Consider the following 26,043-nt stretch of genomic DNA (forward strand, 5'->3'; position numbering starts at 1 on the left):
GCCCGTGACCGCGCCCCGCTCACAACCAGAGACCACCCGCCTCGCCCCCTCGCCCACCGGCGCCCTCCACCTCGGCAACGCCCGCACCTTCCTCGTGAACTGGGCCGTTGCGCGCCAGCAGGGCTGGCGCATCGTCCTCCGCGTCGAGGACCTCGACACGCCGCGCATCAAGCCCGGCGTCATCGACCTCACCATCGACCTCCTCCGCTGGCTTGGCATCGACTGGGACGCCGGCCCCCTCATCCAGTCCGCCGACCTCGCCCCCTACCACGCCGCCATGCACACCCTCGCCCGCGAGGGGCTCATCTACCCCAGCGACCTCACCCGACGCGAGATCGAAACCGCGGCCTCCGCCCCGCAGGAAGGTTCGCACGAGCTCGTCTTCCCCGCCTCCCTCCGACCCGCTACCCGCCCGCGCCTGTTCACCGACGACGCCTCCAGCTGGCGCTTCGTCACCCCTGAGCTCAACGTCACCTACCAAGACAGCTTCGCCGGCCCGCAGTCCTTCGACCCCTCGCGCACCATCGGCGACTTCGTCGTCTGGACCCGCCGCGAACCGGACAAGCCCGGCCAGCCCAGCTACCAACTCGCTGTCGTTGTCGACGATGCCCGTCAGGGCATCACCCACATCATCCGCGGCGACGACCTCCTCGAATCTGCCGCCCGCCAGCTCCTCCTCTACCGCGCCCTCGGCCTCGCCCCCGAGCCCACCTACACCCACCTCCCCCTCGTCAAAGGCCCCGACGGCCGCCGCCTCGCCAAGCGCCACGGCGACACGCGCCTCGACACCTACCGCGCCCGGGGGGTCACGCCCGAGCGGGTGGTCGGCCTCATCGCCTCCTGGTGCGGCCTGCCGCTCAAGGAGACCACCGCCGCGGAGTTCCGCGACCGGCTCGACCTTCGTACCATTCCCCGGGAACCCGTCACCTTCCTACCGGAGCACGAGGCATGGCTACTTGGACGCGCACGCTGATCACCGCCGGCCTCCTGACCGCCGCGGCCGCCCTGCCCCTCGCCGGCTGCGATGACCACGCCAAGGCCAACGCCACGGGCGGCGACAAGAAGACCGAAGTGCCCAAGACCCAGGAAGTCACCATCAAGGGCAAGACCTTCAAGCTCGACCTGGTCGCCGACGACGCCAGCCGCTTCAAGGGTCTCAGCGGCCGCACCGAGATCCCCCCCGACGGCGGCATGCTCTTCGTCTTCCCCCGCCCGATCACCACGTCCTTCGTGATGCGCGACTGCCTCGTCCCCATCGACATCATCTACCTCGACGCCCGCGGCAGCGTCGTCAACACCTACAAGATGACCGTCGAGGACGCCCGCGGCGAGGGCGAAAAAGAGAACGACCCTAAGACCGGCGTCAACGAGAAGTACGAGGCCCGCCTCAAGAAGTACCCCAGCGAGTTCGACACCCAGTTCGTCATCGAGCTCAAGGGCAACACCCTTGACGAGCTCAAGCTCGAGAAGGGCGACAAGATCAAGCTCGAGATCGACAAGCTCAAGAAGCTCGCCAAGTAATCCGCCCGCTCCCGCCGACCCCGCGTTCAGTCGCCCCCACGACCGGCCGATACAGACCGCATGGGTCGCCACGCCGTCTGCTTCGCTACGTCCGGAAACACCGCGGGAGCCCGCCAGCGGTGGGTCGCGCCCGTCGAAGCCGCCTGGCCCGGCGAGGCCCCCGACTTCCGCGCGGTCGGCTCCGACGCCCTCGTGGACATGCTTGAAAAGAACGGCAACACCGCCGGCTTCGGCTGCGTGCTCGCCGTGTTCGGCCCCTCCGAGTCCGCCCGCACGATCGACCGCTTCTTCGAGGCGCTCGGCGCCGCCCACCTCCCCGGCATCTGCCTCGTCCCCGACCCCGCGGTGTGGCGTTCCTTCCAGCGCCACGGCATCATCTTCGACAGCCACGACGCCGACCCCCGCGCCCTCGCCTCCATGCTCTACGCCCTCTGCGAGCGCCAAGGCGCCGTCGACGCCCTCGCCCGCGAGGTCGCCATCGCCCAGCGCTGCCAGGGCGGCATCCGCTCGCAGATGGACCGCATCCACGAGGAGCTCCACCTCGCCGCGGCCGTGCAGCGCGAGTTCACCTCCGCGCCCCTCCCGCGCGTCGATGGTCTGGAGTTCGGCGTGCTCTTCCGCCCGGTTAACTTCGTCAGTGGCGATATCTACAACGTCCGCAGCCTCGGCGATGGCATGGCCGCGTTCTTCATGGCCGACGCCGTAGGGCACGGCGTGCCCGCCGCGCTCCTCACCATGGTCCTCACCAGCAGCCTCAACACCACCGAAGCCGGCAAGGTCCTCGAGCCCGCCGAGGTGCTGCGGCAACTCAACGAGCGCCTCTGCGCCAGCTGCCTGGGCTCCGGCCGCTTCGCCACCGCCCTCTACGGCGTCGTCAACGGCCACACCGGCGAGGTCCGCGTCGCCGGCGCCGGCCACCCCTGGCCCGTCCGCGTCTCCCGCTCGGGCGCGATGGAGGTCAAGACCGAGGGCCCGCTCCTCGGGGTCTTCCCCGGCGCCGAGTTCACCCAGGCCCGCTTCGAGCTCGGCGAGGGCGACACCCTCCTCCTCTACACCGACGGCTTCGAGGCCATGTTCCCCGAGCGCGACGAGGAAGAAGTGGAATGGGCCGGCCGAACCTACCTCCGCGAGCTCACACGCCTCATCGGCGGAGACCGCGACCTCAACCAGTGTGTTGCCGAGCTCGACGGCCTGCTCGACGAGCAGTCCGGCTCCCTGCACCAGGCCGACGACATCACCGCCCTCGTCATCAGCGCCCGCGCCGCCGCGGCCCAGAAGCGCCTCGCCGCCTAGCACTCGCGTCACTCGGCATCGGGTACCCTGTCCCCCATGCTCACGCTGCTGCTCTCCTGCGCGCTCGCCCTCTCCCCCGAGCTCAACGCCGACCTCACCATCACCGAAGTCCTCGTCCTCCCGCCAACATCCGCGGGCGGGCGCGCCCCCTTCCGCGCCGACGCCGTGCAGGGCGCTCTCGTCCGCGGTGACTTCCGCGCCCCCAGCGCCGGAGACTCCTTCGCCGGCAAGGAGTGGAAGGCCCTCACCGCCCTCGACGGCCAGTTCCAGGACCGCGCCCTCATTGGCGGCTACGCATTCGCCACCGTCGACAGTTCCGCCGAGAAGGTCATGATCCTCGAGGCCCCCGGCAGCGGCATGGTCTACTTCAACTCCGAGCCCCGCGCCGGCGACCCCTACGAGCACGCCTTCACCCGCATCCCCGTCCTGGTGCACAAGGGCCGCAACGAAATCCTCGCCCACAGCGGGCGCGGCCGCCTCAGCCTCCGCCTCGCCGAGCCCGCCGCGCCCGTCTTCATCGACCTGGGCGACCCCACGCTCTCCGACCTCGTGCAGGGCTCGGGCGACCCCGTCATCGGCGGCCTCGTCATCATTAACGCGACCGGCGCGTGGCAGCGCAACCTCACCGCCGGCGTCGCCTGCGAGGGCGCCGCCACCAGCACCGCCCTCCCGCCCATCCCGCCCATGAGCACCCGCAAGGTGCCGGTCTCCTTCACGCCCGCGCCCCTCGCGCAGCCCGGCGAGGTTGAGTACCGCATCTCCCTCACCGGCCCCAACCTCCCCGCCGGCAGCACGCCCGAGACCCGCGTCAAGCTCCGCGTGCGCACGCCCGCGCAGGTCCGCAAGGTCACCTTCATCAGCGGCATCGACGGCAGCGTGCAGTACTACTGCATCAACCCCGCCACCGAAAAAGACGCCCCCAACGGCCTCGTCCTCTCCCTCCACGGCGCCAGCGTGCAGGCCACCAACCAGGCAGAGGCCTACCGCAGCAAGCCCGACCTCGACATCGTCGCCCCCACCAACCGCCGCCCCTTCGGCTTTGACTGGGAAGACTGGGGCCGCGCCGACGGCCTTGAGGTCCTCGAGCACGCCACCCGCGCGCTCAAGCCCGACCCCTCCCGCATCTACCTCACCGGCCACTCCATGGGCGGTCACGGCACATGGCAGTTTGGCGCCCTCTTCCCCGACCGCTTCGCCGCCATCGCCCCCAGCGCCGGCTGGATCTCCTTCTGGTCCTACGCGGGCGCCCGCGAAAGCGACAACCCCACGCCCCTCGAATCGCTCTTCCGCCGCTCCATGAACACCAGCGACACCCTCAAGCTCAGCCGCAACTACCTGATGCAGGGCATCTACATCCTCCACGGCGATGCCGACGACAACGTCCCCGTCACCCAGGCCCGCACCATGCGCGAGCACCTGGCCAAGTACCACGCCGACTTCGCCTACTACGAGCGTCCCGGCGCGGGCCACTGGTGGGGCAACGAGTGCGTCGACTGGGACCCCATCTTCGAGTTCTTCAGGCACCACCGCCTCAAGACCAACGAGCAGACCGACCGCATCGAGTTCACCACCGCCAACCCCGCCGTCTCCGCCTCCTGCCGCTGGGCCACCATCCAGCAGCAGGAAGTCATGGGCGACTTCTCGACCATCCTCATCGACCTCGACCGCTCGCGCCGCACCTTCGAGCTCAAGAAGTCCGACAACGTCGCCCGCCTCCGCCTCGACCTCGCCCACCTCGCGAGCATCGCCGGCGGCAAGGGCTCGGTCTACTTCAAGCACCCCGGCGGCGAGCTCGACATCACCCCCGACGCCGACACCACCGCCGTCGAGCTCGCCAAGTCCGGCGACACCTGGAAGCTCGCGACCCCGCTCCGCGCTGCCGACAAGAACCCCCGTCGCAGCAGCGGCTGGAAGCAGGCGATCGGCAACCGCGTCGTCCTCGTCTACGCCACCCGCGGCGACGACGCCGAGAAAACCTGGGCCCTGAGCAAGGCCCGCTACGACGCCGAGACCTGGCAGTACCGCGCCAACGGCGCCTTCGACATCATCCCCGACACCGACTTCGACCCCGCCGCCTACCGCGACCGCAACGTGCTCCTCTACGGCAACATGGAAACCAACGCCGCATGGTCGCGCCTGCTCCCCGACTCACCCATCCGAGTCTCACGCGAAGGGATCGTGGTCGGCAACCGCGACTTCGCCGCCGACGACCTCGTCGCCATGTTCATCCGCCCGCGTGCAGACTCCGACACCGCCGTCGTCGGCGTCGTCGCGCCCACGGGCATCAAGGGCTGCCGCGCCGCCGACCGCATCGGCTACTTCGGCTCCGGCGTCGGCTACCCCGACTGGACCGTCTTCTCAAGCGACGTCTTCGACAAGGGCCTCGGCGGCGTCAAAGCCGCGGGCTTCTTCACCAACGACTGGCAAGTCGGCGAGATCGTCGAGTAAGCCAAAATCGCAAAGGTGCAAATGGCAAAGGGCAAATCAGAGCACCGCTCCAATTTGCCCTTTGCTATTTGCCCTTTGCCCTTTGCCTTTCAGAGCTTCGGCTGCTTCTTGATGTCCTCATCCTCATCAAGGAAGTCGAAGTCCGCCACCGACGAATCCCCCGGGTCCACGAGCGGCCGCTTCGCGGGCTGCGCCGCCGTCCCCTGCTTCGCCGGTGCGGCAGGCGCCGCCGGCTTCGCAGCCGCCGGCTTCGTCGCCGCGGAGGCGATCGGCACCGCACCCTCGTCCCACGCCTCCTCGGCGTCAATCACCGCCGGCGAGCCGTCGATCTTCACCACGAACACCAGGTTCCCGATCGAGATCAGGTCCCCGGCCCCCAGCTCCGCCTGCGTCACCTTCACGCGGTTCACGTACGTCCCGTTGGACGACCCCAAGTCCCGCAGCATCACCTTGCCGTCGCCCAGCGTCAGCTCGCAGTGGTGGCGCGAGATGCCCGAATCGGGGATGCGGATCGTGCAGTCCGTCTGCCGCCCGACAATGGCCTGACGCTTCAGCGGGACCTCCTGCTGCTTGCCATCTTCACGGACCAGCACGAGTGATGCGTTCATATCCGCGCGCTCCTGTACCCCACTGACCCGTAGGCCGCGGTAACCCATTCTACCATGTGGAGTTGAGCGGCCATACCCGGATTCCCGTCCTTCAGCAGCGTTTCGGCACCCCCGGGGGGGATGCCGGGGGCGTCCTGCGCCGGGCTTCCCCGGCCGCAGGCGAGGGCCACGCCCCCACCTCCCCCGCCACTTCCTTGTACATCCATGTGCCCTTTTGTTTCCACAAGTGCCACTACTGCGACTTTTACAGCATCGTGGACACCCAGGACCGCCAGGCCCCCTTCGTCGACCGCCTGACCCGCGAGCTCGCCGCCCTCGCCCCCTTCGCCGGCCCCCTCGGCACCATCTTCATCGGCGGCGGCACCCCCACCCTGCTCCGCCCCGACCTGTGGGTCAAGCTGCTGGGTGCGATCCGCAGCACCTTCGCCCTTACACCCCATCTCGAGTTCACCGTCGAGTGCAACCCCGAGACCGCCACCCCCGAGCTCTTCGCCATCCTGGCCGATGGGGGTAGCAGTGGGGGGGTCAACCGCGTCTCCATCGGCGCCCAAAGCTTCGAGTCACGCCACCTCAAAACGCTTGAGCGCTGGCACGACCCCGAAAAGGTCTTCCGAGCCATCGAGCTCGCCCGCGAGGCGGGCATCCCACGCCAGTCCCTCGACCTCATCTGGGGCGTCCCCGGCCAGACCCTCCCCGAGTGGGAGCATGACCTCACCACCGCCCTCTCCGCCGCCACCACCCACCTCTCCTGCTACTCCCTCACCTACGAGCCCGGCACCGCCATGACCGCCCGCCTCTCCCGCGGCGAGTTCGCCCGCACCGACGAAGACCTCGACGCCGACATGTTCATCCGCACCCTCGAGATGCTCCGGGCCGCGGGCCTCGAGCGCTACGAGGTCTCAAACTTCGCCAAGCCCGGCGACGAGTGCCGCCACAACCTCGCCTACTGGCGTCAGCACAACTGGCTCGCCGCCGGCCCCTCCGCCAGCGGCCACATGAACGGCTACCGCTGGAAGAACCTCCCGCGCCTGGACGACTACCTCAACTCCGACACGAGCGGCTTCGCCCCCGTCATGGACGTCGAAGACGCCGACCCCCGCCGCAACCTCCGCGAGCGGATCATGACGGGCCTCCGCACCGCCGAGGGCCTCGACACCGCCCGCACCCTCCGCGACGCCGCGCACATTTCACCCACCACCCCCGACGCCCTCACCCGCGCCGCCGCCCGCCAGATCGCACAGGGCAACCTCACCGACACCGCCAACCGCTGGCGTCTCACCGACGACGGCTTCCTCATCGCCGACACCATCGCCGCGGAACTCATGCGCTCCATATAGGTCCTCGACGACTTCGAGGACCTCGAAGACCTACTCCTCAGGCACGGGCGCGTCCTCTTTCCCGGGTGCGGGCTCCAGATCCGGCCTCTTCAGCCGCATCATCTTCAACAGCCCCTTCAGGTCCTGCGGCCAACTCGTCTTCACATCCACCTTCTCCCCGGTCACCGGGTGCGGGAACGTGATCCGGTGCGCGTGCAGCGCCAGCCGCGTCGACACATGCCGCAGGTTCGCAGGCCCATAGAACTCATCTCCCAGGATCGGGCAGTTGATCGAGTCCAGGTGCACGCGCAGCTGGTGCAGCCGCCCCGTCACCGCGCGGCATTCCAGCAGCGTCGCCGCGTGCGACGAATCGATCACCCGCCACGCCGTCACCGCCGGCTTCCCCGCGCTCGACACCCGCGCCAGCTTCTTCAGCCGCGAGTCGCCCTTCACCCTGCCCTCGTACTCCACGATCGGCTTACGGATCACGCCCATGTCGCCGTTGGGCCGGTTTTTCGTTACTGCCCAGTAGTACTTCGCCACCTCACGCTGCTCGAACACCGCCCGCAGCCGGTCGTACGCGTCCTTCGTCAGCGCGATCATCACCAGCCCGCTGGTGTCCTTGTCCAGCCGGTGCAGCAGCCCGAAGTCCCGGTCCTTCCCCAGCGACTGCAGCTGCTGCCCGTGCAACGCGAACATCGCGTTGAGCAGCGAGTCCGTCTCGTGCCCCAGCCCCGGCGCCGTCACCACCCGCGCGGGCTTGAGCACCACCACGACGTGCTCGTCCTGGTACCGCACCTTGAAGGTCACGTCGGGGTTGGGCTGGATCGAATAGCTCGGCATGCGCTCCCTATCAGCAGATATCAGGGCGTCGGGCACGCCGCGTTGTCAAGGTAAAACCGAAGCTCCCCCGCCATCGGCGAAAGGTACAGCGCCGGCGCCGCCAGCTCGCGCCGTCGCCGCCGCACCGCCTCCGCCATTCGCGCCACCGCCGCGCGGCGCGACTCCCCCGCCGCGATCACCGCGATCATCCGCGACGCGTTCAGGAACGCCATCGACATCGACACGCACGGCACCGGCCGCCGGGGCACACTCCCATCATCCCCGCAAGCCGACGCCTGCTGATTGACCTCGTGCACCAGGCGCGTGTCGTCCGCCGGCGGCGCCTCCTCCAGCCACTCAAACCCCGCCACGCCCCCCGTCGGGCTCAGCGTCAGCAGCGCGAAGTCCAGCCGGTCGTGCCCCTTCTCCCGCCACCCCAGGTGCTGCCGCAGTTCCGCCTCGTACGCCGCGATCCCCTCGCTCACCGGCGCGGTCAGCCGCAGCGCATGAAACTGCTCCGGCGGCAGCCCCGACTGGTCCAGGATCAGCCCCCGCAGCCGCGCCGCCCGCGTGTCCTCCTCGTCCGACGCCAGCACCTCATCCACGCTCCACACCCGCGTCCGCGCCCACGGAAACTCGCGGTGGTTGAGGTCGTACATCAGCCGCCGCAGGAACGGCTCCACCTCCTCCGTCGCCGACACCGCGAACTGGAAGTCCCCGAATGCCCGGATGCAGTTCCGCGCATGAATCGACAGCTCCGCCAGCAGCGCGTCGATCAGGGTGTCGTGGTCCGGCCGGTGCACCACCCCCCCCGTCAGCCGGGGCAGCGTCGCACTGGCCGAGGGCACCAGGTCGTAGAAGTCGCCCTGTTCAGCATCGGGGCTCACCGCCTCATTGTGGGCGCGCGTCCGCATGAAAGCGAGCCGCACCAGCTGGCCAGCGAAGCCCGCATCCCCTCACATGCACCCAGCATCCTCATCCACCGCGAAACTCCGCCCCCTCCGCGTCACCCCGCAGTAGAAGCCTTCGCGCCTTCGCTCCCTTTCGCGTCCTTCGCGTTCAAACCCTCACGGCTTCGCCCTCAACTCCGCCAGGTCCTTCTTCGTCCGCTCGATCTCCGAAGCCAGGTGCTCCGGTTGATACGCCGTCGCCCACCCCCACGTCAGGGCCGCTCCTCTCGCCTCAGCCTCGTGCATGGTGCTGCGCACGACCATGTACTCTTCGCCCGGCGGCGCATGCACGTACACGTGCGCCGGCCCCTCCCGCCGCCGCACCTGAGCGTGCTTCATCCCCGCCGGGATCAGGCTCACATAGCTCGCATGCTTCCGCACCCACTCCGGCGCATCCGCCTCCGCCAGGTCAGCCGGCGGCGCCGTCACCCGCTCCACCCGCGGCGACACGAACACCCGCGCCCGCTCCGCCGCAGTCGCCCCCGCCTCCTCCGGCAGGTACTCCAGCAGCGCCCCAAGGTCCGCCGGGTACTCCCCCTGCCGCGCCTGCACACACGCCTCCAGCGCCATCCCGATGAACTTGAGGTCCCGCAGCGCATGCGCCAGGTCCGGCCACGGCCCCTTCCCCCGCGCCGCGTCCATCACCTGCTTCGTGTACGGCACCGCCCACGCGACGCACTCGGTGGTGGCCTTCTCCACCCCCCGCGCCCGCGCCAGCACCGCCCACGCCTCCGCACTCCCCGGCGGCGTCACGCTGTCCTCCGGGCGCGTCATCGCCAGCACAGGCCCCTCGAAAAAGTCGATCTGCGACAGCTTCACCCCCGCCGCGCCCAGGTACACGTACCCCGCGTGCCGGTTCACCCACTCCGCCGTCGGCTCCTCCGGAACATGCAGATTCCGCTCAACCCGCGGCGGCAGAAACGCCCCCGCCTTCTGCCGCAACGTCTTGCTCCGCTTGGTTTCGGGCACGTACGTCAGCAGCGCTCCCAGGTCGCCCGGCAGCTCATCCCCGTTCGCCTTCGCGTACGCGTGCGCGGCGTCATGGATCATCCGCATATCCGCCATTACCTCGAAGTACTCCGGCAGCGGCCCCCCCGTCGCCACCGCCTCGACGACCTGCCGCGACCGTTCGATCAGCGCCTCCGCGTCACGCCTGCTGGTGATCATCGACACCGACCCGTCCAGCATGACCACCGTGAACAACTCATTGCCCTCGGCATCGCGGTGCGGGTGGTCCAGCTTCAGGTGGGCAATGGCCAGGTCATGCCACCACGGCAGATCATCCAGCTTCAGGTCCCCGCGCCCCAGGTACCGGTACGACGAGTTCTGATTGATCCACGCCGGCGTGACACCCTCCGGCACCTCCGGCACGGGCACCCCGGGCGCGAGGAACCGCTTCCGCACCGTCTCGCCGAACTCCTCCCCCGCCGGCGCGATCACCGTCGCCAGCGCAGCCAGGTCCGGCGGCATCTGCCCGCCGTTTTTTTCCGCGTAATCATGGACCGCCCACCCCATCCGCCGCAGCCGTGAGCCGTCCTGGTACACCGGGGCATTGGTGTCCACCTGCGCCTGCACCGCCGAGGCGAGCGCCACCACGCTGAGAACCACCGCCCGCAGCATGGGAGGATCTCCAGAGGGGAGCCCGCGCGCCCCCCAGCCGCGCGGGCTCTCACAACGTGAGACACCGCCCGGCCCAGCTCATACGCCCGTGCCGATCAAATCCCGGTCAGCACGCCCCCCCGCCCAGCACCCGGAAGAAGCTCTCGATATCCGCATCCGTCCCGGTGTCCCCGTCAGCGTTGAAGTCCGCCCCGCCCTCGAAGCACTCGGCGCAGCAACTCCCGCCCAGACACGAGAAGAACGCCTCGATGTCCGCGTCCGTGCCGATGTCACCGTCGCCGTTGAAGTCGGCCGTGCCGCACCCGTTCTCATCCACCGCCAGCGTCGCCGCGTTGCTCGGGGCGCTCCCGCACCCGTTGCTCACAATGCAGTCGTACGACCCCGCTACGCCCGCCGCGGCCGGGTCGATCGTCAGCGTCGCCGTATCCACCCCGCTGTACGGCGGCGTATTGCTGATCGCCCCGCCGTTGTACCGCCACTGGTACGACAGCACCCCGCTACCCGACGCCGCCACCGTGAAGCTCGCCTGCGACCCCTCGTCAACCGTCACGTCCGAAGGATGCCCCGTCACCACCGGCGCGGTGTTCACGGCCAGCGTGGCCGCGGCACTGGGCACGCTCGTGCACCCGTTGGTCGCCACGCAGTCGTACGACCCCTGGCTCCCCGGTGTGATCGGGCTGACAGTCAGCGTCGTCCCTGTCTCGCCCGTCAGCTCGCTGCCGTTGAACCGCCACTGCAGCGTCGGCACCGGCGAGCCGCTCACGCTCACGCTGAACACCGCCGACGCCCCCACGCACCCTTCCTGGCTCACCGGCCCGGAGATGAACTGCGGCGCGGAGTTCACCGTGACGAACACGCTCTGGCTGGTCGTGCTGTCGCACGCGTTCGTCAGCACGCAGTCGTAACTGCCCTGATCCCCCGCGCTCACGCTCGGGATGCTCAACGTCGCCGAGGTCTGCCCGCTCAGGTTGTTCCCGCCCTTGCGCCACTGGTACGTCGGGCTGGGCGACCCCGCACCGAGCACCGACACCGTCAGCGGCTGCCCCACGCACACCGTCTGCGGCGAGGGCTGGTTCACCACGCTCGGCGGCAGCTGCACCGTCAGTGTCGCCCCGTCGCTGGTCACGCTCCCGCAGCTGTTGCTCACGATGCAGGAGTACGTCGCCGCCGACGACTGCTGCACCGGATCAATGGTCAGGCTCGGCCCCGTGGCTCCCGCGATGTTCCCCTGCCCCTTCCGCCACTGATAGCTCGGCGAGGGCGAACCGCCCGCCACCACCGTGAACGTCACCGACCCGCCGAAGCACGCCGTCTGCGACGCCGGCTGGCTGGTGATCGCCACCGGCGTGCTGATCGACAGCGTCGCCGCCTGCGAGGTCGCCGGGCTGCCGCAGGCCCCCGACACCACGCAGTCGTACGCCCCCGCGTCGTTCCCGCTCACCGCTGGGATCGTGTACACCGACCCCGTCGCCCCGCCGATGTTCCCGCCGTTCTTCCGCCACTGGTACGTCAGCCCCGTCCCCGCCGCCCCCACCGAGAAGCTCGCCGGCGCCCCCGGGCACGCGCTGGTGTTCCCGGGCTGCCCCACGATCACCGGCCCGCTGCAACCCGTGATCGAGAAGTTCGCGTTGCTGATGTCGAAGTAGATGTTGTTCACCGCCTCGACCTTGATCCGCGCCTGGGTGGTGCTCACCCCCGGCACCGTGACCACCTCGCTCCCGTCATTGGGCGTTGAGGCCAGCACCACCGTCGGGAAGGTGTTGCCACCATCGGTCGACAGCAGGATCCGCACGCTGGCCGTGCTCACCGGCGCGGCGTTCGTCCCATTCACCGCCCACGTCACCGTCTGCTGGCTGCCCCCCGTCCAGCTCACGTTGGTGTTCGGGCTCGTTACCTGGAACGGCCCCGCGCTCGCCACCGTGACCACCATGTCGTCGCTGCCGAACCCGCCCGCCCCCGCGCGGTTGTCCCGCGTCGTCAGCCGGAAGTTCAGGGTCCGCGCCGCGTCCGGCAGGATCTCGCCCGGCGCGAACGTGTTCGCGATCAGGTTCGACACCCGAGGAATCGTTCGGGACGGGACCACCACCGGCGACCACGACCGCATGATCGCCCCCGCCCCCGGATCACCGCTCGCCAGCGTGAACCCCGTGCTCCGCGTGTCCCGCTGCTCCCAGCAGTATGTGATCGCGTCGTTGTTCGCGTCCGCCCCCGTCCCCGTCAGCGTGAACGGCGTGCCGAACGGAATCGTGAAGTCCGCCCCCGCATTGGCGGTGGGGGCCGTGTTCCCCGTGCTCGTCGTCGCGTCGCAGCTCGAGCCCCCGCCGCTCGTCGTGAACGTCGTGATCTCCTGCATCGAGATGAACGAGAAGTACGCGTTGGAGTTCGCCTGCAGGTTGTCGCTCCCGCAGATCCCCGCGTACGCCATGATCGTCGACCCCGACCCCGGCTCATAGGCCGTGGACGCGCTGCGGTTCCCGCTGCAGCTCCCGCCCGAGCCGTTGAACGTGTGGTTCCCGCCGAACTGATGCCCCATCTCGTGGGCGACGTAATCGATCCAGAACGGGTCGCCATTGGGGGACGGCTGCCCCGTCACCCCCCGCGCCTTGTTCGTCGACGAGCACACCACCCCCAGCCCCGCGATCCCCCCGCCCGCCGTCGAGAACACGTGCCCGATGTCGTAGTTCGCGTTGCCGATAACGTTCGTGCACGTGGTCTGGTTCTGCCCCAGCATCGTGCTTCCGTTGTTGTTCGTGTACGGGTCGCTGTTCGCGTTCGTGTAGATGATCGAGCTGTTGTTCGCTACCAGCGTGAGCCGGATGCCCAGCTCCGTCTCGTACACCCCCGTCACGCGGTTGATCGCCGTGACCACCGCCGCCTGACCCAGTGCCACCGTCCCGCCATGGAACGCCGTGTACTCGCCCGTCGCGGCGCACGCCAGCCGGTACGTCCGCAGCGGGTTGGCGTTCCGCGCCGCGTACGGATTGAACACCGCCTCTTCAAGCACCGTGGGCGTCTCGCTCGAGGGCGTCCCGCACGTCCACTCGTGCTGCTTGGTGTAGTCCCGCTTGTAATAAACCGCGTACAGCCCCGTGTTCCCCTTCGAGAAGGGATCGATGAACACGTCGCCGAAGGGCGACCGCACCATCGCGTGAAAACCCTGCGGCGTGCAGTCCAGCCGCACCGTCGCGTACGTGTCGTGCAGCCCCTTCCCGCTGAACGTGCGGATCTCCGGGAACTGCGCCGCCAGCCCCTCCTCCATCACCGGCGACTCAACCACCGCGAACTGCTGCGTGGACCCGTCGGGCATGGGCAGCGTGATCGTCAGCGGGTTCGCCTCGGCCTCCCGCGTGAACTCCCGCGGCGCCGTGCGCAGCACCGCGACCATCCCCGCCATGTCCAGGCGCGCCGCCTGGAATACCTCCGGCCGGATCCACGCCTCCTCCGCCCGGTCCGCCTCCGTCACGCCCTCCAGCAGCGTCCACAGGCGCGTGGTCGCGTCCTGCTGCGCCACCGCGGCGTTCGCCACTACGAACAGAACACAGGCAACGCACCAGCTCAGCATGCGCATGAACAGCACCCCTGCACCCACAAGCCACCGCGGCGAACGCCGCACCCCGCGAAGCTACCGCGCCCGCCTCATTCCCACAATGAAAACTCCACCCCGCCCCGACCATGGCCCTCCACACGGTGATCGGCCCCGGAGCACCCCCTCGCGCCCACAAGCAGGGGATGGGCCCATAATCCTCCATGCCCACCTACCTCATCACCGGAGCCTCCCGCGGCATCGGCGCCGAGCTCGTCCGCCAGCTCGCCGCCCGCAACGACACCGTCCTCGCCGGCGTCCGCCGCCCCGGCGCCCTCCCGCGCCACCCCAACATCCGCGAGCTCCAGCTCGACGTCGCCGACCCCGCGTCCGTCGCCGCCCTCCCCGCCGCCCTCGCCAACCAGCCCATCGACGTCCTCATCAACAACGCCGGCGTCACCAGCGATGTCAAGAGCGTCGCCGACCTCACCTATGAAGAGCTCGAGCGCGTCTTCCGCATCAACGCCGTCGCCCCCATGATCGTCACCCGCGCCCTCCTCCCCAACCTCCGCGCCGGCCGCGCCAGGAAGATCATCAACATCAGCTCCATCATGGGCAGCCTCACCGACGCCGCCAGCAAGCCCGACGCTAAGAGCTACGCCTACCGCGCCAGCAAGTCCTGCCTCAACATGCTCACGATCTGCCTCGCAAACGAGCTCCGCAAGGACGGCTTCGCCTGCGCCGCCCTCCACCCCGGCTGGGTCCAGACCGACATGGGCGGCCAAGGCGCCCACCTCTCCCCCGAAGAATCCGTCCGCGGCCTCCTCCGCGTCATCGACTCCCTCACCGTCGCCCACACCGGCGCCTACCTCGACCACACCGGCCGCCGCATGGACTGGTGAGTGATCGACTTCATCCTCACAAGCGTCGTTCTCGTCGGCGGCGCATTCGCGCTCATCTACTTCCTGCGCATGGAGCGCCCCGTCCCCACCTCCGGCATCTGCAAAGCCTGCGGCTACGACCTCCAGGGGCTCACCCCCACCGCCCCCTGCCCCGAGTGCGGCCCAACCAGAGCAGAACGAGATCCCGCCTCGATGACTTGATGCCTCATGCCTTGATGCCTCTCTTCCATCCGCCTCTTCCACGCTCAACCAGAAACGCGCTCAAGCCGCCTCCCCTCCGCGCCACCGCGCTTCCGCGAGACCCATTCCTATACTCCGCCCCCTCTCCGAAAGGCCCACGCCCCATGCTCCTCCGCTCCCACACCTGCGGCCAGCTCCGCGATGAACACGCCGGCCAGACCGTCACCCTCAACGGCTGGGTCCACGCCTACCGCGACCACGGCAACCTCGTCTTCATCGACCTCCGCGACCGCTTCGGCATCACGCAGGTCGTCTTCGAAAAAGAGTCCATGGCCCCCGCCGTGCTCGAGCTCGGCAGCAAGCTCCGCAACGAGGACGTCGTCGCCATCAAGGGCAGCGTCCGCAAGCGCGCCGGCACCCCCAACAACAAGATCCCAACCGGCACCATCGAGGTCGTCGCCAGCGAGCTCGAGCTCCTCAACAAGACCGACAACCCGCCCTTCCTCCCTGACGAAGGCTCGGGCCAGAAGCTCGCCAACGAGGAGCTCCGCCTCACCTACCGCTACGTGGACCTCCGCCGCCCCCAGATGCAGAAGGTCCTCGCCACCCGCCACAAGCTCTACCAGGTCACCCGCAAGTACTTCGACGAGAACGGCTTCCTCGAGATCGAGACGCCCATCCTCTACAAGTCCACCCCCGAGGGCGCCCGCGAGTTCCTCGTGCCCTCCCGCCACGTCCCCGGCACCTTCTACGCCCTGCCCCAGTCCCCCCAGCTCTTCAAGCAGATCCTCATGGTCAGCGGCTGCGACCGCTACATGCAGATCTGCCGCTGCTTCCGCGACGAGGACCCCCGCGCCGACCGCCAGGCCGAGTTCACGCAGATCGACCTGGAGATGTCCTTCGTCCGCCGCGAGCAGGTCATGCAGATGATGGAGGGCTTCATCCGCCGCCTCTGGAAGGAGATGGCCAACGTCGATGTGCCCCCCATGCAGCGCATGACCTACCGCGAGGCCATGGAGCGCTTCGGCATCGACCGCCCCGACACCCGCTACGGCCTCGAGATCCGCGACATCTCGACCATCGCCGCCAAGATGGACCTGGGCTTTTTCAAGGAGACCCTCGCCAAGGGTCAGGACGCCCCCAAGTACTCAAGCCGCCGCGGCGTCGTCAAGGCCATCCTCGTCCCCGGCGGCGCCGAGAAGCTCTCCCGCAAGATGACCGACGGCTACACGCCCTTCGTCGCCGGCTTTGGCGCGGGCGGCGTCGCCGTCGTCAAGATGAACGCCGCCGGAGCCTTCGAGACCGGTATCGCCAAGTTCGCCGAGCCAGTGAAAGCCGAGCTCGTCGAAGCCCTCGGCATCAAGCCCGGCGACGCCGTGCTCTTCGTCGCCGATACCTACAACGTCGCCACCAAGGCACTCGGCGAGCTCCGCCAGAAGGTCGCCCGCGACATGGGCCTCGTGCCCAAGCCCGGCGCCGAGGGCGGCCCGTGGAACTTCCTCTGGGTCGTTGACTTCCCCATGTTCGAGCGCGACAAGCAAACCGGCCGCTGGGTCGCCATGCACCACCCCTTCACCAGCCCCAACGACGATCAGCTCGAGGCCTTCGTCAAGGCGGACGTCAACGACGAGGACACCATCGCCTCCATCGTCTCCGCCGGCTACGACATCGTCCTCAACGGCCAGGAAATCGCCGGCGGCTCCATCCGCATCCACAACCAGGAAGTCCAGTCCAAGGTCTTCCAGCTCCTGGGCCTCACCCCCGAGTCCGCCCGCGAGAAGTTCTCCTTCCTCCTCGAGGCCCTCCGCTACGGCGCTCCCCCGCACGGCGGCGTCGCCTTCGGCCTCGACCGCCTCGTCATGAACTTCGTCGGCACCGACAACATCCGCGACGTCATCGCCTTCCCCAAGACCCAGACCGGCGCCGACCTCATGACCAAGGCCCCCAGCTTCGTCCCCCCCGACCAGCTGAGGGAGGTCCACGTCGCCAGCATCGCAACCGCCCCCGCGAACAAGGCGTAAGCCGGTCAGCTACTGGTGATGGAGACGCGACGGACCGCTTCTGGGGAGCACCGGGTGACGAAGGCAGCGACGGACCAGCCACGCACGGATGCAGTGGACCTTCTGAGCGAAGAGTCCCGCTTCGGCGACAGCCTCAAGCGCGACCACCCAGCCCTCTGGTGGACCACCCTCGTCGGCCCCTTCGCCCTCACCGGCGCCGCCCTCGTCGTCCTCGGCCTCCACCGGGGCTACGAGTGGATGCTCCAGCTCATCGGCACCGCCGCCGTCACCTTCTTCGGCCTGGGCCGCTTCGTCATCCTCCTTGGCAAGGACGGCGGCGGCATCCACCCCGAAGACGCCGCCGAGCAGGCCGAGCGCGCCCGCTTCTCCTTCTTCACCGCCATGGAGCTCTTCGGCCTCGTCACATGGATGGACGTCTGCGCGGGCGTCCTCCTGGTCTGCCACGCCGGCTTCCTTTTCAAGATTCCCAAGCTCGGCCCCGCCCTGCTCAAAGTCCGCGGCGAGGGCGAGTTCTTCATGCGCTACCAGCCCTGGATCCGCCGCTTCACCTTCGCCGGCCTCACCCTCTTCGTCATGATCCCCGTCGCCGCCACCGGCTCCGTCGGCGCCGCCATCATCGGCCGCCTCCTGGGCATGACCCGCAAGGCCACCCTCCTCGCCATCCTCGCCGGCACCCTCATCGGCAACGGCCTTATCTACCTCCTCGGCCGTCACCTCGTCCGACACATCCCCTTCTTTGACCCCAGCAACCCGCTCAACCTCCTTGCGGGCGTCGGCGTCATCCTCCTCATCGTGCTGCTGCTCGGCTGGCGCTACAAGAAGCTCAAGGCCCGCTACACCGCCTCCGGCGACCTCCGCAAGGCCGCGTAAGCGCGCTCCTCTTCATTCCTCTGCCCTCCTCTGCGGTCCCCCCCGCTCGGGCCGCAGCCGCGCGCCCATTGCACAAATCCACCAACTCCATCAAATTGAGCACTTCACCAAGTGCCGCTCCCGTAGCTACTTGCGCCATGGCCCCGCGCCCACTTTCTCCTTGACGATTACTGGCATTTCTGGGAACCTGTGCCTGCCGCATCGGGTTTCCGCCCCGCGCGGCAGAGAGAGCACAGCGCCCGCGACCGGGTTTCCGCCCCGCTCGCGTGCCCCGGGAGAGAGGCAAGACATGCGCACCACCACCCTGGCCACACTGGCCGCAATGACACTCGCCGCGGGCTCCGCCCTCGCCGACGTCGTCGGCAACCCCCTGACCATCACCGCCACCACCGCCAGCGGCCTTTCCGCCACCTGGACCCTCACGCCCGGCATGGGCGAGTGGTCCAACAACGGCCAGGACTGGTCCTTCACCAGCGGCAGCACCTGGCGCCGCGAGTTCTGGGCCGGGGGCCAGCTCCTGGGCGGCCTCAGCAGCCTCAGCATGAACCTGATCGGCGACCCGCAGGTGCACGTGAACTTCACCACCTTCGGCGGCAGCGTCCCCGCCACCTTCACCTTCTCCTCCGCCCTGCTCACCTTCGCCCCCATCACCGGCGGCACCGCCGACGCCTCCGCCGGCATCACCCTGGCCGACATCGACGGCGACGCCCTCTCCTACGTGAACCCCACCAGCCCCGGCAACGGCATCTACCGCGCCACCTTCAACGGCATGGACCCTGCCGGCACCAACTACACCTCCTTCTTCAACTCCGGTTTCACCGCCTCGGGCCTGGGCGGCTCCACCTCCGACAGCTTCGGGCCCACCACCGTGCCCTACAGCGTCAGCAGCATGAGCGCCCAGTTCTCCTTCGTCCTGTCACCCAACGACCTCGCCAGCGGCACCAGCCAGTTCCGCCTCGTCCCCACCCCCGGCGCCGCCGGCGTGCTGGGCCTGGGGCTGCTGGCCGTCGCCCGCCGCCGCCGATAAGACCGCATCGCCACACAGGCGGGGGCCTGTTTTTCCGGGAGAGAGACCACCATGACCACGACCCTCAAGCTGACCACCCTCGCCGCGCTTATCACGCTCACCGCCTCTGCGGGTGCTGCCATCGTCGGCGAGCCCGTCACCGTCCGCGTGCAGAGTTCGCTCGGTCAGGCCAGCTTCACCGTCCTGCTCCCCCAGGGCACCTACAACCCCGCCGCGGGCACCTTCTCCTACTCCCTCCCCTCCAGCATCGACCTCATCGACACCAGCAATGGCCGCACCATCGCCATCCTCGACGGTCTCACCGTCGGCTTCCAGGAGGACGGTTTCGGTCAGATCCCCCGCACCGCCCTGGGCTTTGCCCTCCGCGCCGGCAACGCCAACACCAGCATCAGCATCTTCTCCGCCCATAACACGCTCTCACCCCTCTCCCGCACCGCCGCGGGCATCGCCTCCATGACTCTCACCGACCTCGGCGGCGCCCCCGGCGCCTCGATGGTCGGCAACATGATGACCGAGTGGTGGTTCGAGGGCCGTCTGGGCGACCTCATCTTCGTGGGCTGGGACGGCCAGACCGCCGGCCCCGGCCTCACGTCCAACCAGACCATCACCTGCCCCGTTGTGCCCCCCTTCGGCATCTCCGAGCTCTTTAGCCAGTACGGCTTCGACCTCTCCGCCAACGACTCCGCCAGCGGCACCAGCCTCCTCCGCGCCGTCCCCACCCCCGGCGCCGTCTCCCTCCTCGCCCTCGCCGGCCTCGCCACCACGCGCCGCCGCCGCTGACCCCAAACGAACACAACAACTGACAGGGGTGAAACCGGACGGCTGTGGGGGCCGTCCGGTTTTTCGTTTTGCTTCCCCTGGGTACTCCGCGGCGGCTCTTCGTTACGCCCGCGAACCTCATCCACCCCATCGACCGCGCACCGTGCTACAACCGTGTCCCGTGGCACGACCGTGCTCTGACGTCGTGGGCTCCGCGCCCGCACCACCGCCAACCTACGACCGTCAATGCACACCCGTGCCACAACAGTCAACGGCCGACCCACTGGTGTCGGGCAAGCACCGCCCGGTTAGCGGAGAGCTCTCACCGGACACCTTCGCGGAGCGTCCCAAATGGTTTTGCCCTTCCCCGCGCCACCGCCACCACACTCGGGCCAAATCACGGCGAGTGGAACCAGACCCAACGTCCGCGGAAATGGCCGTTCTCAGCATCACACGCTCATTGCTTGCTCGTCGCTCGCAGCGGCGCGCGGCTGTTGATGCCACTCGCAAAGTAGCTCTTAAAGTCGAAGTTGAAGTTCCCAAGGCGGATGAAGCCGTTGGCGCAATCCCAGCGGAGGCAGTCAGCAGATACGTTTTTCACCGCCAGGATCTGCTTCTCGACATCCCCGGCTCTGAGCACGAACTCCGGGTCGCCGCGCAAGCACACGTTGACGCGCTGGGGGCCCTGCCACCTGCTTCCCTCGCGTTCGTACATGGGATGGCCGCGGAGGTGCGGTGGGATGTCCTCCGGCTTTGAGGCGTTCGTCGCGAGGAGGGCGTCTTTGAAGTACACGATCCGCAGAGGTTCCAGACCCGACGGGTAGGTGCGGATCTGCAGACGTCCGGGGGACTTCTCCCCGAGTTCCAACGCCACGGGCAACGCCGCGAGAAACTCAAACGTGCTGAGTGCCTGCAACGGCCCCGGCCGGACCGTTTCTGACCACGGGTTCGCAAGGTACACCGTGATATCCATGTCGAACCGAATGAGCTTGCGAAGGATCGGCTTCACCCATTGCCCGCTGGTGCTTACGAAGACGGCTGACGTGGGCGGATCCTGGAGTTCACGTGTCAGGGCGTCACGCAGGCTCTGCTTGAATGACCCGGCAACCTCTTCCGCGCGCGTCCGCAGGACGTCCTTGGGCCCTTGTTTAAGGATCTCTGCAAACCATGGACGCTGGGCAGAGGACAATCCCCGGCTGATCCTCAGATATGCCCGCGACTGCAGTTCGCGGCCTTCGATCGCGCGCAGAAGTGTCTTCATGGTTGCCCCGAGGAGTTCCTCTGCCTCCTTGGTGGGCTTCTCCTCAAGGATGGCCTTGAGCCGATCGAGTTCCTGTCCTTTGAAGCTTGGCACTCCCCCCTCCTTGGCAGCAGAGCAGCGTACCGACTCCCGATTCTCCTCGTCAAACGAGAAGAAGTGGGAGGTCGGCCGCTTTGCTTGAAAGTCCCGTGGCGTCCTGCGCGGACCCGTGGTGTTATTGGCGGATGAAGCGAGCATTTTTACGCTCGCAGAAAGGACCCGCCATGCAGTTCGGCGATGTGACGTGCACTCTGTTGGCCCCCGATGGCAAGGACCCCAGCTGGGGTCAGGTCTACACCTCTGAGGTGACGGTCTCCGGCCGGACCCATGACCACGTCGGCAGCGTTGTCATCAAGCGCTTGATCGAACAGCAGTTTGCACAGCCCAGGAGAGGGATCCACCTGCTCGAAGTGAAGGACCTCCCCGCCACTCAGGCCGGTCAGCGCATCGCGCTCCGACTCGCATCCACGATGCCTCTGGCCGAAGTGGAATCCCAGCTCTCGATCCTGTGCGCGGAGACCTCCAGGCTCACCTTCCTGGACAGCAGCACGGACTGGGAGGGCTTCAAGGTGGTCTCGGGCGAACTCGTTGCAACGGACCGGGACTCGACGGTTCCGCGGTGGGTGCTCTGGGCCCAGGGGTCAACGCTCAAGGAGCTCGACGCACAGTTGGAATCCGGCCGGAATCCAACCACGTTCCGCCACTGGGAAGTGCTCCGGGCCCGCAACCTCGCGGCCCTGAAGATCTCGCACCTCAAGTACCTCCTCGGGCTCGACTGACGCCCCCGCCGCACGTCCCCCGCCGCCGCGAAGCTCTCCCCCTCCCCGCCGCCGCCCCCTCCACGCACCCGCACGCGCCCGGCAGGTAGCACCACCAAGACCGTGCCACCCCCTTTCTGCTCTGAGAAAGGTGCTGGGGGGACCTGCGTCGCTGCGAAGGACCATCGCCTTCGCCGAGCCGAAGGTGATGGCACGCCGAGAGGGTGATGCCACCTGCCGTCTTCCGGCGCCAGCCGCCGCACCATGCCGCACCCTTACCACCGCTGAGAACGGCCCGGGAGAGCCCGAGAGGCCCGGCCTGAGGGCCTCTCGGATGCGCGGCGCCGATCACGCGGCGGCGACAGACATCCGGGTAAGCTCCCCCGGTGCTGTCGGGATCACCAAGGCGGGGCTGGTTCGGTCGGTTGGTCCGGCTCCGGTGGCCCCGTGTCGCGCGGTGGTCTGTCTACCTCGCGCTCGCGCTGTACACCTTCCTGTGGACCAACTACTACCCGCCGCGGCATCTCGCGTGGCTCGGGGTGTGCGCCTACCTCACCGGTCCCACGTACACCCCCATCATCCCGCACGTTATGGTGGTGGAGGAGGCGGGCACAACTCGCTTTGTTCCCTACTACAGCGACGAGGGCGCGCGCATCCAACGAGCCCGCCGCCCGGGAGAGGTCGTGCGCGGCAGCCTGATGACGCACCCGTGGCCCAGGAGCGAGGGCCTGCTCGCGCCGGTGCACGAGACGTTCCACGTCAAGCTCTATGTTCAGGACGATCCCTACGGGGGCGGCCCCCTGCTGCGCCCCGCCGAAGTCGCCGCCCTGCGCCCGCTCTACGCCGACTTCATCGAGAAAGAGTGGAATGGCCCGTACTCGCCCACCTACCTGCGCTTCTTCCGCGAGGGCGATGGGACGCGCTCCATCGTCCACCCGGGGTGGCTGGCGCACGACGCTCTCATCGCCGTGCTACTCGCTGCCACCCTCGCGTCAACCGTGCGGCACGGGGCGCGGCAACGAAGGGCGGGCCGCTACCGGAAGCGGCGCCGCCTGCTGGCGGGAGGCTCCTGCCCGAGCTGCCGGTACACCATCAGCACCCTGCGCGACCGCGGGGTTGCCAACTGCCCCGAGTGCGGGCGCGTTCTCCGGGCGTAGGACTGGAAGTGGTGTACCTCACGGCCCAATGAACCGCCACCTGCCGTCCGCGCGGCACTCGTACCGCCACCCAGGGCCGCGCTCGCGGCTCACGTCGATGCTCAGCACGAAGTGGTTTGTACCGGGTTCATAGTGCCAGCTGAGCTCCCGCGGCGGAGGCGTCACCAGATAGTGCGGTGCCAGCGCGATGAGCGAGGGCGGGAACTGCCCATGGTCGAGGTGGTAGGCCCCCAGCGCCAGCACGATATTGTGCCCGTGCTGGTGCGCGGCGGTGCTGAACGCAAGCACCGCACCCGGACGCGGCCCTCGTGCCAGAATGGCCGCGAGGACGGCGGTGATGATCAGCACCGTCACCATCGCGCCCGCAACGAGCCGCCGCCCGGGTGTGCTCATGCGGAATTATTGACGGTCGTGGGCACGCGTGTTCGGCCCCAGCGATTTCTTCCTCGGCAGGCGGCACTGCCTTCGTGCCATCACCTTTCGGCTCTGCGAAAGGTGATGGTTCGGCGCACTTCAATCTTCACCGTTCTGCTCACGCGTCAACCAGTCCGCGTGGATGGGCCACCCCTCAAGCGCGGCTCGCGCCCGATCAAGATGAGCCAGAGCGGGGGCGATGGTCCGCAGCGCCCATTGAACCGCGTCGGCGGTGAAGTCGCTCTCCGAGTCCCGCCCCGGCTGCGCGTGGTAGTGCCCGATCTCGACGCTTGCCGCGGGGCACCACATGAAGTCGTCAGTTGCGAGCACGGGAGGCGTGAGCTTTACGAAGGAGGCATCAAGGCAGTCGATCCCGTCGTATGACCCAAGCACCACCAGCCCCAGGTCGCCCGTCCGGTACCGCAGTGCCGCCATCATGTTGCAACCGTGCCTGACGCCGTCAAGGCGAAACCCGGCCGCTTCGAGCGAAGGACCGAGCGCCTGGCCCACGGCGGCGAACACGCGCGCGTCGTCGTAACGCACCATCGACCCAGTGTAGAGCTGGCTGCGTGTCCCGACGCCAACGCGACACGTCCCCCCTCGCCTCGAAGCCTTCCACAACGCCGCCGCACCCGCCCCGCCCCCGTCCGGCGCGGCCCCGGTCGGCGCCCGCGCCTCCCCGCACCGGCACGCCGGCGCGGCGCACCGGCCCGAACCCCTCACACCCCGGCCCGCGACCAGAACCCACCGGCCCGCCCACGGAAAGTCCCCGCCCCGCCTCAAGCCGCCCCCGAAAGCCGCCGATGCGGAATGGTGTGGGGCGGCGCGGGCCGCTCCTGGGAACGCATCAGCAAGACACGGAGACCCAGCCCATGAACATGCCCACCAAGAACAACTCCGAGCTCCGCAGCTGGGCCCGCGTGCACGCGCCCATCTGGGTGCAGGAGCAGGCCACGATCGGGCTCTCGCCGCAGGCCGCGCAGGGGTTCCAGCAATCCGTGGACGAGCTGGAGGCCGCGGCCGCCAAGGTCAACCAGCTGCGGCAGGCAGCGATCGACGCCACGCTGGAGTACAACAACGCCCTGGCGCAGGTGAAGCGGCTGGGCGGGGCCAACGTCAACACCATCAAGGCCTACGCCCAGGCCAGCGGCGACCGCTCGGTGTTCGCCCGGGCGAGCATCGAGCCCAACGCGGGCCCGGGCACCCTGCCCCCGCCGGTGCCGCCCTCATCAATCGCCGCGCAGGTCCTCCCCGGCGGCGCCCTGGAGCTGCGCTGGAAAGCGAAGCAGCCCCGGGGCCTGGAGAACGTGCAGTACCAGGTGCGGCGCAGCCTGAACAACGAACGCGAGTGGACCCTCATCGGCACCGCGGGCAGCGTCAAGCGCTACGTGGACAACACCCTCCCGCTGGGCGTCACCACCGCCCGATACCTGCTCACCCCCTGGCGCGGCGACCACCGCGGGGAGTCAAGCGACGTGTTCACCTTCCAGGTCGGCCGCGCCCCGAGTGAGGTCGAAGCCGCCCGCCGCGCTGCGTGAAAAGCCGCGGAGGCACAGAGAAGAGGATCTCTCGCGGAGACGCGGGGACGCGGAGAAGAAAAGGCGAGGAAGCTCGGTCAAGCGGGATCATGATCCTGATTGAGCTTTGAGCTTTGAGCTTTGAGCTTTGAGCTTTGAGCTTTGAGCATTGAGCTTTCTCCCACATCCCAAATCCAAAATCCCACATCCCAAATGCCTTCCTCCGCGCCTCCGCGCCTCCGCGAGAGACCCGCCTTCACCCCGCCTCGTCCGCCCACCCCTTGCCCGCCCCCGGGCTGGGCACGATGATCACCTTGCCCGCGTGCTCGTCGTGCTGCCCGGTGACGTGATCCGCCAGGAACGCCGCGGCCTCCGCGGGATGGATCGTGCGGTCCTTGGGCAGCAGGTCCTCGCCGACGATCCCCCGCAGCATCGCCGTCTCCACGCTGCCTAAACAGAGCGCGAAGGCCCGCACGCCGATGTCGCGCCCCTCGTTGGCGAGGCTCTTCACCATCACGTTCAGCGCCCCCTTGGCCGCGGCGTACGCGAACAGCCCGGGGAACGGGTCGACGGTGGACATGCTCGACACATTCAGCACGCACGGCCGCCCGCGCCCGGGCAGCACCTCGTCCTCCCCGAACTGCTTCTCGAAGACCTTCCACGCTGCGACGGTGAGGTACGCCGGCCCCAGCGCGTTCACCGCGAACACCTCCTGGATGAGGTCGGGCGTGTGCTGCGTGATGGGCACGCACGGCGCGTACCCCGCGTTGTTGATGAGGGCATCCACGCGCGAGAACTCGCCGACGGCGCGGTCCACCAGCTTCTGGCACTGCTCCGGATCGCGCACGTCCGTGGGCGACACCAGGCCCGGCCCCTCCAGCATGCCCAGCGTCTGCTCCAGCGCATCCCGCCGCCGCCCCGCCAGCACCACTCGGTAGTTGCGCCGCGAGAGTTCGACCGCCAGCTCACGCCCGATCCCCGAACCCGCGCCCGTCACGATCGCCACTGGAAGCATGCGGGGCACCATACCCCGCCCC

23 protein-coding genes are annotated in these 26,043 nt (G+C 68.8%); 14 read left to right on the plus strand and 9 right to left on the minus strand.

The annotated features are described in order from the left end of the window. The first annotated feature begins 4 nt into the window (after positions 1-4). The 4 genes from VD997_11805 to VD997_11820 are packed head-to-tail and all read left to right on the plus strand — an operon-like array spanning position 5 to position 5,262. Positions 5-973 carry a glutamate--tRNA ligase family protein gene (locus VD997_11805; protein ID HYE62671.1) on the plus strand — a complete coding sequence of 323 codons (969 nt, stop codon included), beginning with the start codon at positions 5-7 and terminating at the stop codon, positions 971-973. Further along, complete coding sequence (locus VD997_11810; protein ID HYE62672.1) at positions 949-1,521, plus strand: DUF192 domain-containing protein; 573 nt, start codon at positions 949-951, stop codon at positions 1,519-1,521. The genes VD997_11805 and VD997_11810 overlap by 25 nt, the downstream gene beginning before the upstream one ends. 60 nt (positions 1,522-1,581) lie before the next feature. After that, on the plus strand, positions 1,582-2,814 hold the full coding sequence (locus VD997_11815; protein ID HYE62673.1) for a PP2C family protein-serine/threonine phosphatase: 1,233 nt from the start codon (positions 1,582-1,584) through the stop codon (positions 2,812-2,814). Between the two features lie 36 nt (positions 2,815-2,850). Continuing rightward, a complete protein-coding gene (locus tag VD997_11820) occupies positions 2,851-5,262 on the plus strand; it encodes a prolyl oligopeptidase family serine peptidase (GenBank protein HYE62674.1) in 2,412 nt (803 codons plus the stop codon). Between the two features lie 89 nt (positions 5,263-5,351). On the opposite strand, the gene VD997_11825 is transcribed toward VD997_11820, so the two are convergent. Next, a complete protein-coding gene (locus tag VD997_11825) occupies positions 5,352-5,870 on the minus strand; it encodes an FHA domain-containing protein (protein ID HYE62675.1) in 519 nt (172 codons plus the stop codon). Between the two features lie 56 nt (positions 5,871-5,926). Here VD997_11825 and hemW point away from each other — a divergent pair, with 56 nt between their 5' ends. Further along, complete coding sequence (gene hemW, locus VD997_11830; protein ID HYE62676.1) at positions 5,927-7,207, plus strand: radical SAM family heme chaperone HemW; 1,281 nt, start codon at positions 5,927-5,929, stop codon at positions 7,205-7,207. A gap of 30 nt (positions 7,208-7,237) precedes the next feature. Here hemW and VD997_11835 read toward each other — a convergent pair whose 3' ends face one another. From VD997_11835 to VD997_11850, 4 genes are all read right to left on the minus strand, one after another. Next, positions 7,238-8,029 (minus strand): RluA family pseudouridine synthase, encoded by a 792-nt coding sequence (locus tag VD997_11835; protein ID HYE62677.1) that lies wholly within the window; start codon positions 8,027-8,029, stop codon positions 7,238-7,240. Positions 8,030-8,049: 20 nt separating this feature from the next. Further along, positions 8,050-8,895, minus strand: coding sequence for a 6-phosphogluconolactonase (locus tag VD997_11840; GenBank protein HYE62678.1), 846 nt, complete (start codon positions 8,893-8,895; stop codon positions 8,050-8,052). Positions 8,896-9,075: 180 nt separating this feature from the next. Further along, complete coding sequence (locus tag VD997_11845) at positions 9,076-10,578, minus strand: hypothetical protein (GenBank protein ID HYE62679.1); 1,503 nt, start codon at positions 10,576-10,578, stop codon at positions 9,076-9,078. Between the two features lie 106 nt (positions 10,579-10,684). Continuing rightward, complete coding sequence (locus tag VD997_11850) at positions 10,685-14,146, minus strand: immunoglobulin domain-containing protein (protein HYE62680.1); 3,462 nt, start codon at positions 14,144-14,146, stop codon at positions 10,685-10,687. Positions 14,147-14,325: 179 nt separating this feature from the next. Here VD997_11850 and VD997_11855 point away from each other — a divergent pair, with 179 nt between their 5' ends. The 6 genes from VD997_11855 to VD997_11880 all read left to right on the plus strand — a co-directional run bounded on the left by VD997_11855 (position 14,326) and on the right by VD997_11880 (position 19,881). Further along, on the plus strand, positions 14,326-15,003 hold the full coding sequence (locus VD997_11855; GenBank protein HYE62681.1) for an SDR family oxidoreductase: 678 nt from the start codon (positions 14,326-14,328) through the stop codon (positions 15,001-15,003). Further along, positions 15,004-15,204 carry a hypothetical protein gene (locus VD997_11860; protein ID HYE62682.1) on the plus strand — a complete coding sequence of 67 codons (201 nt, stop codon included), beginning with the start codon at positions 15,004-15,006 and terminating at the stop codon, positions 15,202-15,204. Between the two features lie 143 nt (positions 15,205-15,347). Then, positions 15,348-17,204, plus strand: coding sequence for an aspartate--tRNA ligase (gene aspS / locus VD997_11865; protein ID HYE62683.1), 1,857 nt, complete (start codon positions 15,348-15,350; stop codon positions 17,202-17,204). A 54-nt stretch (positions 17,205-17,258) separates the two neighbouring features. Beyond that, positions 17,259-18,074, plus strand: coding sequence for a small multi-drug export protein (locus VD997_11870; GenBank protein HYE62684.1), 816 nt, complete (start codon positions 17,259-17,261; stop codon positions 18,072-18,074). A gap of 289 nt (positions 18,075-18,363) precedes the next feature. Then, entirely contained in the window at positions 18,364-19,101 is a 738-nt protein-coding gene (locus VD997_11875; protein HYE62685.1) for a hypothetical protein, read from the plus strand. A gap of 51 nt (positions 19,102-19,152) precedes the next feature. Then, on the plus strand, positions 19,153-19,881 hold the full coding sequence (locus tag VD997_11880) for a hypothetical protein (protein HYE62686.1): 729 nt from the start codon (positions 19,153-19,155) through the stop codon (positions 19,879-19,881). A 436-nt stretch (positions 19,882-20,317) separates the two neighbouring features. On the opposite strand, the gene VD997_11885 is transcribed toward VD997_11880, so the two are convergent. Further along, positions 20,318-21,214: a hypothetical protein gene (locus VD997_11885; GenBank protein ID HYE62687.1), complete on the minus strand. Its 897-nt coding sequence runs from the start codon at positions 21,212-21,214 to the stop codon at positions 20,318-20,320. 170 nt (positions 21,215-21,384) lie between these two features. Here VD997_11885 and VD997_11890 point away from each other — a divergent pair, with 170 nt between their 5' ends. Then, entirely contained in the window at positions 21,385-21,939 is a 555-nt protein-coding gene (locus VD997_11890) for a hypothetical protein (protein HYE62688.1), read from the plus strand. Positions 21,940-22,343: 404 nt separating this feature from the next. Then, entirely contained in the window at positions 22,344-23,075 is a 732-nt protein-coding gene (locus tag VD997_11895; GenBank protein HYE62689.1) for a hypothetical protein, read from the plus strand. A gap of 18 nt (positions 23,076-23,093) precedes the next feature. Here the strand turns inward: VD997_11895 and VD997_11900 are convergent, their stop codons facing one another. Together VD997_11900 and VD997_11905 are read right to left on the minus strand one after the other, a co-directional pair. Continuing rightward, positions 23,094-23,468, minus strand: coding sequence for a hypothetical protein (locus tag VD997_11900; GenBank protein ID HYE62690.1), 375 nt, complete (start codon positions 23,466-23,468; stop codon positions 23,094-23,096). A 120-nt stretch (positions 23,469-23,588) separates the two neighbouring features. After that, the gene (locus tag VD997_11905) at positions 23,589-24,035 is read right to left on the minus strand and encodes a hypothetical protein (GenBank protein ID HYE62691.1); all 447 of its coding nucleotides are present in this window, start codon (positions 24,033-24,035) and stop codon (positions 23,589-23,591) included. Positions 24,036-24,361: 326 nt separating this feature from the next. Here VD997_11905 and VD997_11910 point away from each other — a divergent pair, with 326 nt between their 5' ends. Next, a complete protein-coding gene (locus VD997_11910; protein ID HYE62692.1) occupies positions 24,362-25,027 on the plus strand; it encodes a hypothetical protein in 666 nt (221 codons plus the stop codon). A 235-nt stretch (positions 25,028-25,262) separates the two neighbouring features. Here VD997_11910 and VD997_11915 read toward each other — a convergent pair whose 3' ends face one another. Then, positions 25,263-26,033, minus strand: coding sequence for an SDR family oxidoreductase (locus VD997_11915; protein HYE62693.1), 771 nt, complete (start codon positions 26,031-26,033; stop codon positions 25,263-25,265). Between the last annotated feature and the right edge of the window lie 10 nt (positions 26,034-26,043).

This window comes from Phycisphaerales bacterium, assembly GCA_035627955.1.
Taxonomy (GTDB): Bacteria; Planctomycetota; Phycisphaerae; order Phycisphaerales; family UBA1924; genus JAEYTB01.

Coding starts and splice junctions, on each gene's coding strand:
- VD997_11890 (HYE62688.1), top strand. CDS start 21,385: ATGCAGTTCGGCGATGTGACGTGCACTCTGTTGGCCCCCGATGGCAAG.
- VD997_11815 (HYE62673.1), top strand. CDS start 1,582: ATGGGTCGCCACGCCGTCTGCTTCGCTACGTCCGGAAACACCGCGGGA.
- VD997_11910 (HYE62692.1), top strand. CDS start 24,362: ATGAACATGCCCACCAAGAACAACTCCGAGCTCCGCAGCTGGGCCCGC.
- VD997_11825 (HYE62675.1), bottom strand. CDS start 5,870: ATGAACGCATCACTCGTGCTGGTCCGTGAAGATGGCAAGCAGCAGGAG.
- VD997_11850 (HYE62680.1), bottom strand. CDS start 14,146: ATGCGCATGCTGAGCTGGTGCGTTGCCTGTGTTCTGTTCGTAGTGGCG.
- VD997_11855 (HYE62681.1), top strand. CDS start 14,326: ATGCCCACCTACCTCATCACCGGAGCCTCCCGCGGCATCGGCGCCGAG.
- VD997_11810 (HYE62672.1), top strand. CDS start 949: ATGGCTACTTGGACGCGCACGCTGATCACCGCCGGCCTCCTGACCGCC.
- VD997_11875 (HYE62685.1), top strand. CDS start 18,364: ATGCGCACCACCACCCTGGCCACACTGGCCGCAATGACACTCGCCGCG.
- VD997_11820 (HYE62674.1), top strand. CDS start 2,851: ATGCTCACGCTGCTGCTCTCCTGCGCGCTCGCCCTCTCCCCCGAGCTC.
- VD997_11915 (HYE62693.1), bottom strand. CDS start 26,033: ATGGTGCCCCGCATGCTTCCAGTGGCGATCGTGACGGGCGCGGGTTCG.
- VD997_11845 (HYE62679.1), bottom strand. CDS start 10,578: ATGCTGCGGGCGGTGGTTCTCAGCGTGGTGGCGCTCGCCTCGGCGGTG.
- VD997_11905 (HYE62691.1), bottom strand. CDS start 24,035: ATGGTGCGTTACGACGACGCGCGCGTGTTCGCCGCCGTGGGCCAGGCG.
- VD997_11900 (HYE62690.1), bottom strand. CDS start 23,468: ATGAGCACACCCGGGCGGCGGCTCGTTGCGGGCGCGATGGTGACGGTG.
- VD997_11835 (HYE62677.1), bottom strand. CDS start 8,029: ATGCCGAGCTATTCGATCCAGCCCAACCCCGACGTGACCTTCAAGGTG.
- VD997_11880 (HYE62686.1), top strand. CDS start 19,153: ATGACCACGACCCTCAAGCTGACCACCCTCGCCGCGCTTATCACGCTC.
- aspS (HYE62683.1), top strand. CDS start 15,348: ATGCTCCTCCGCTCCCACACCTGCGGCCAGCTCCGCGATGAACACGCC.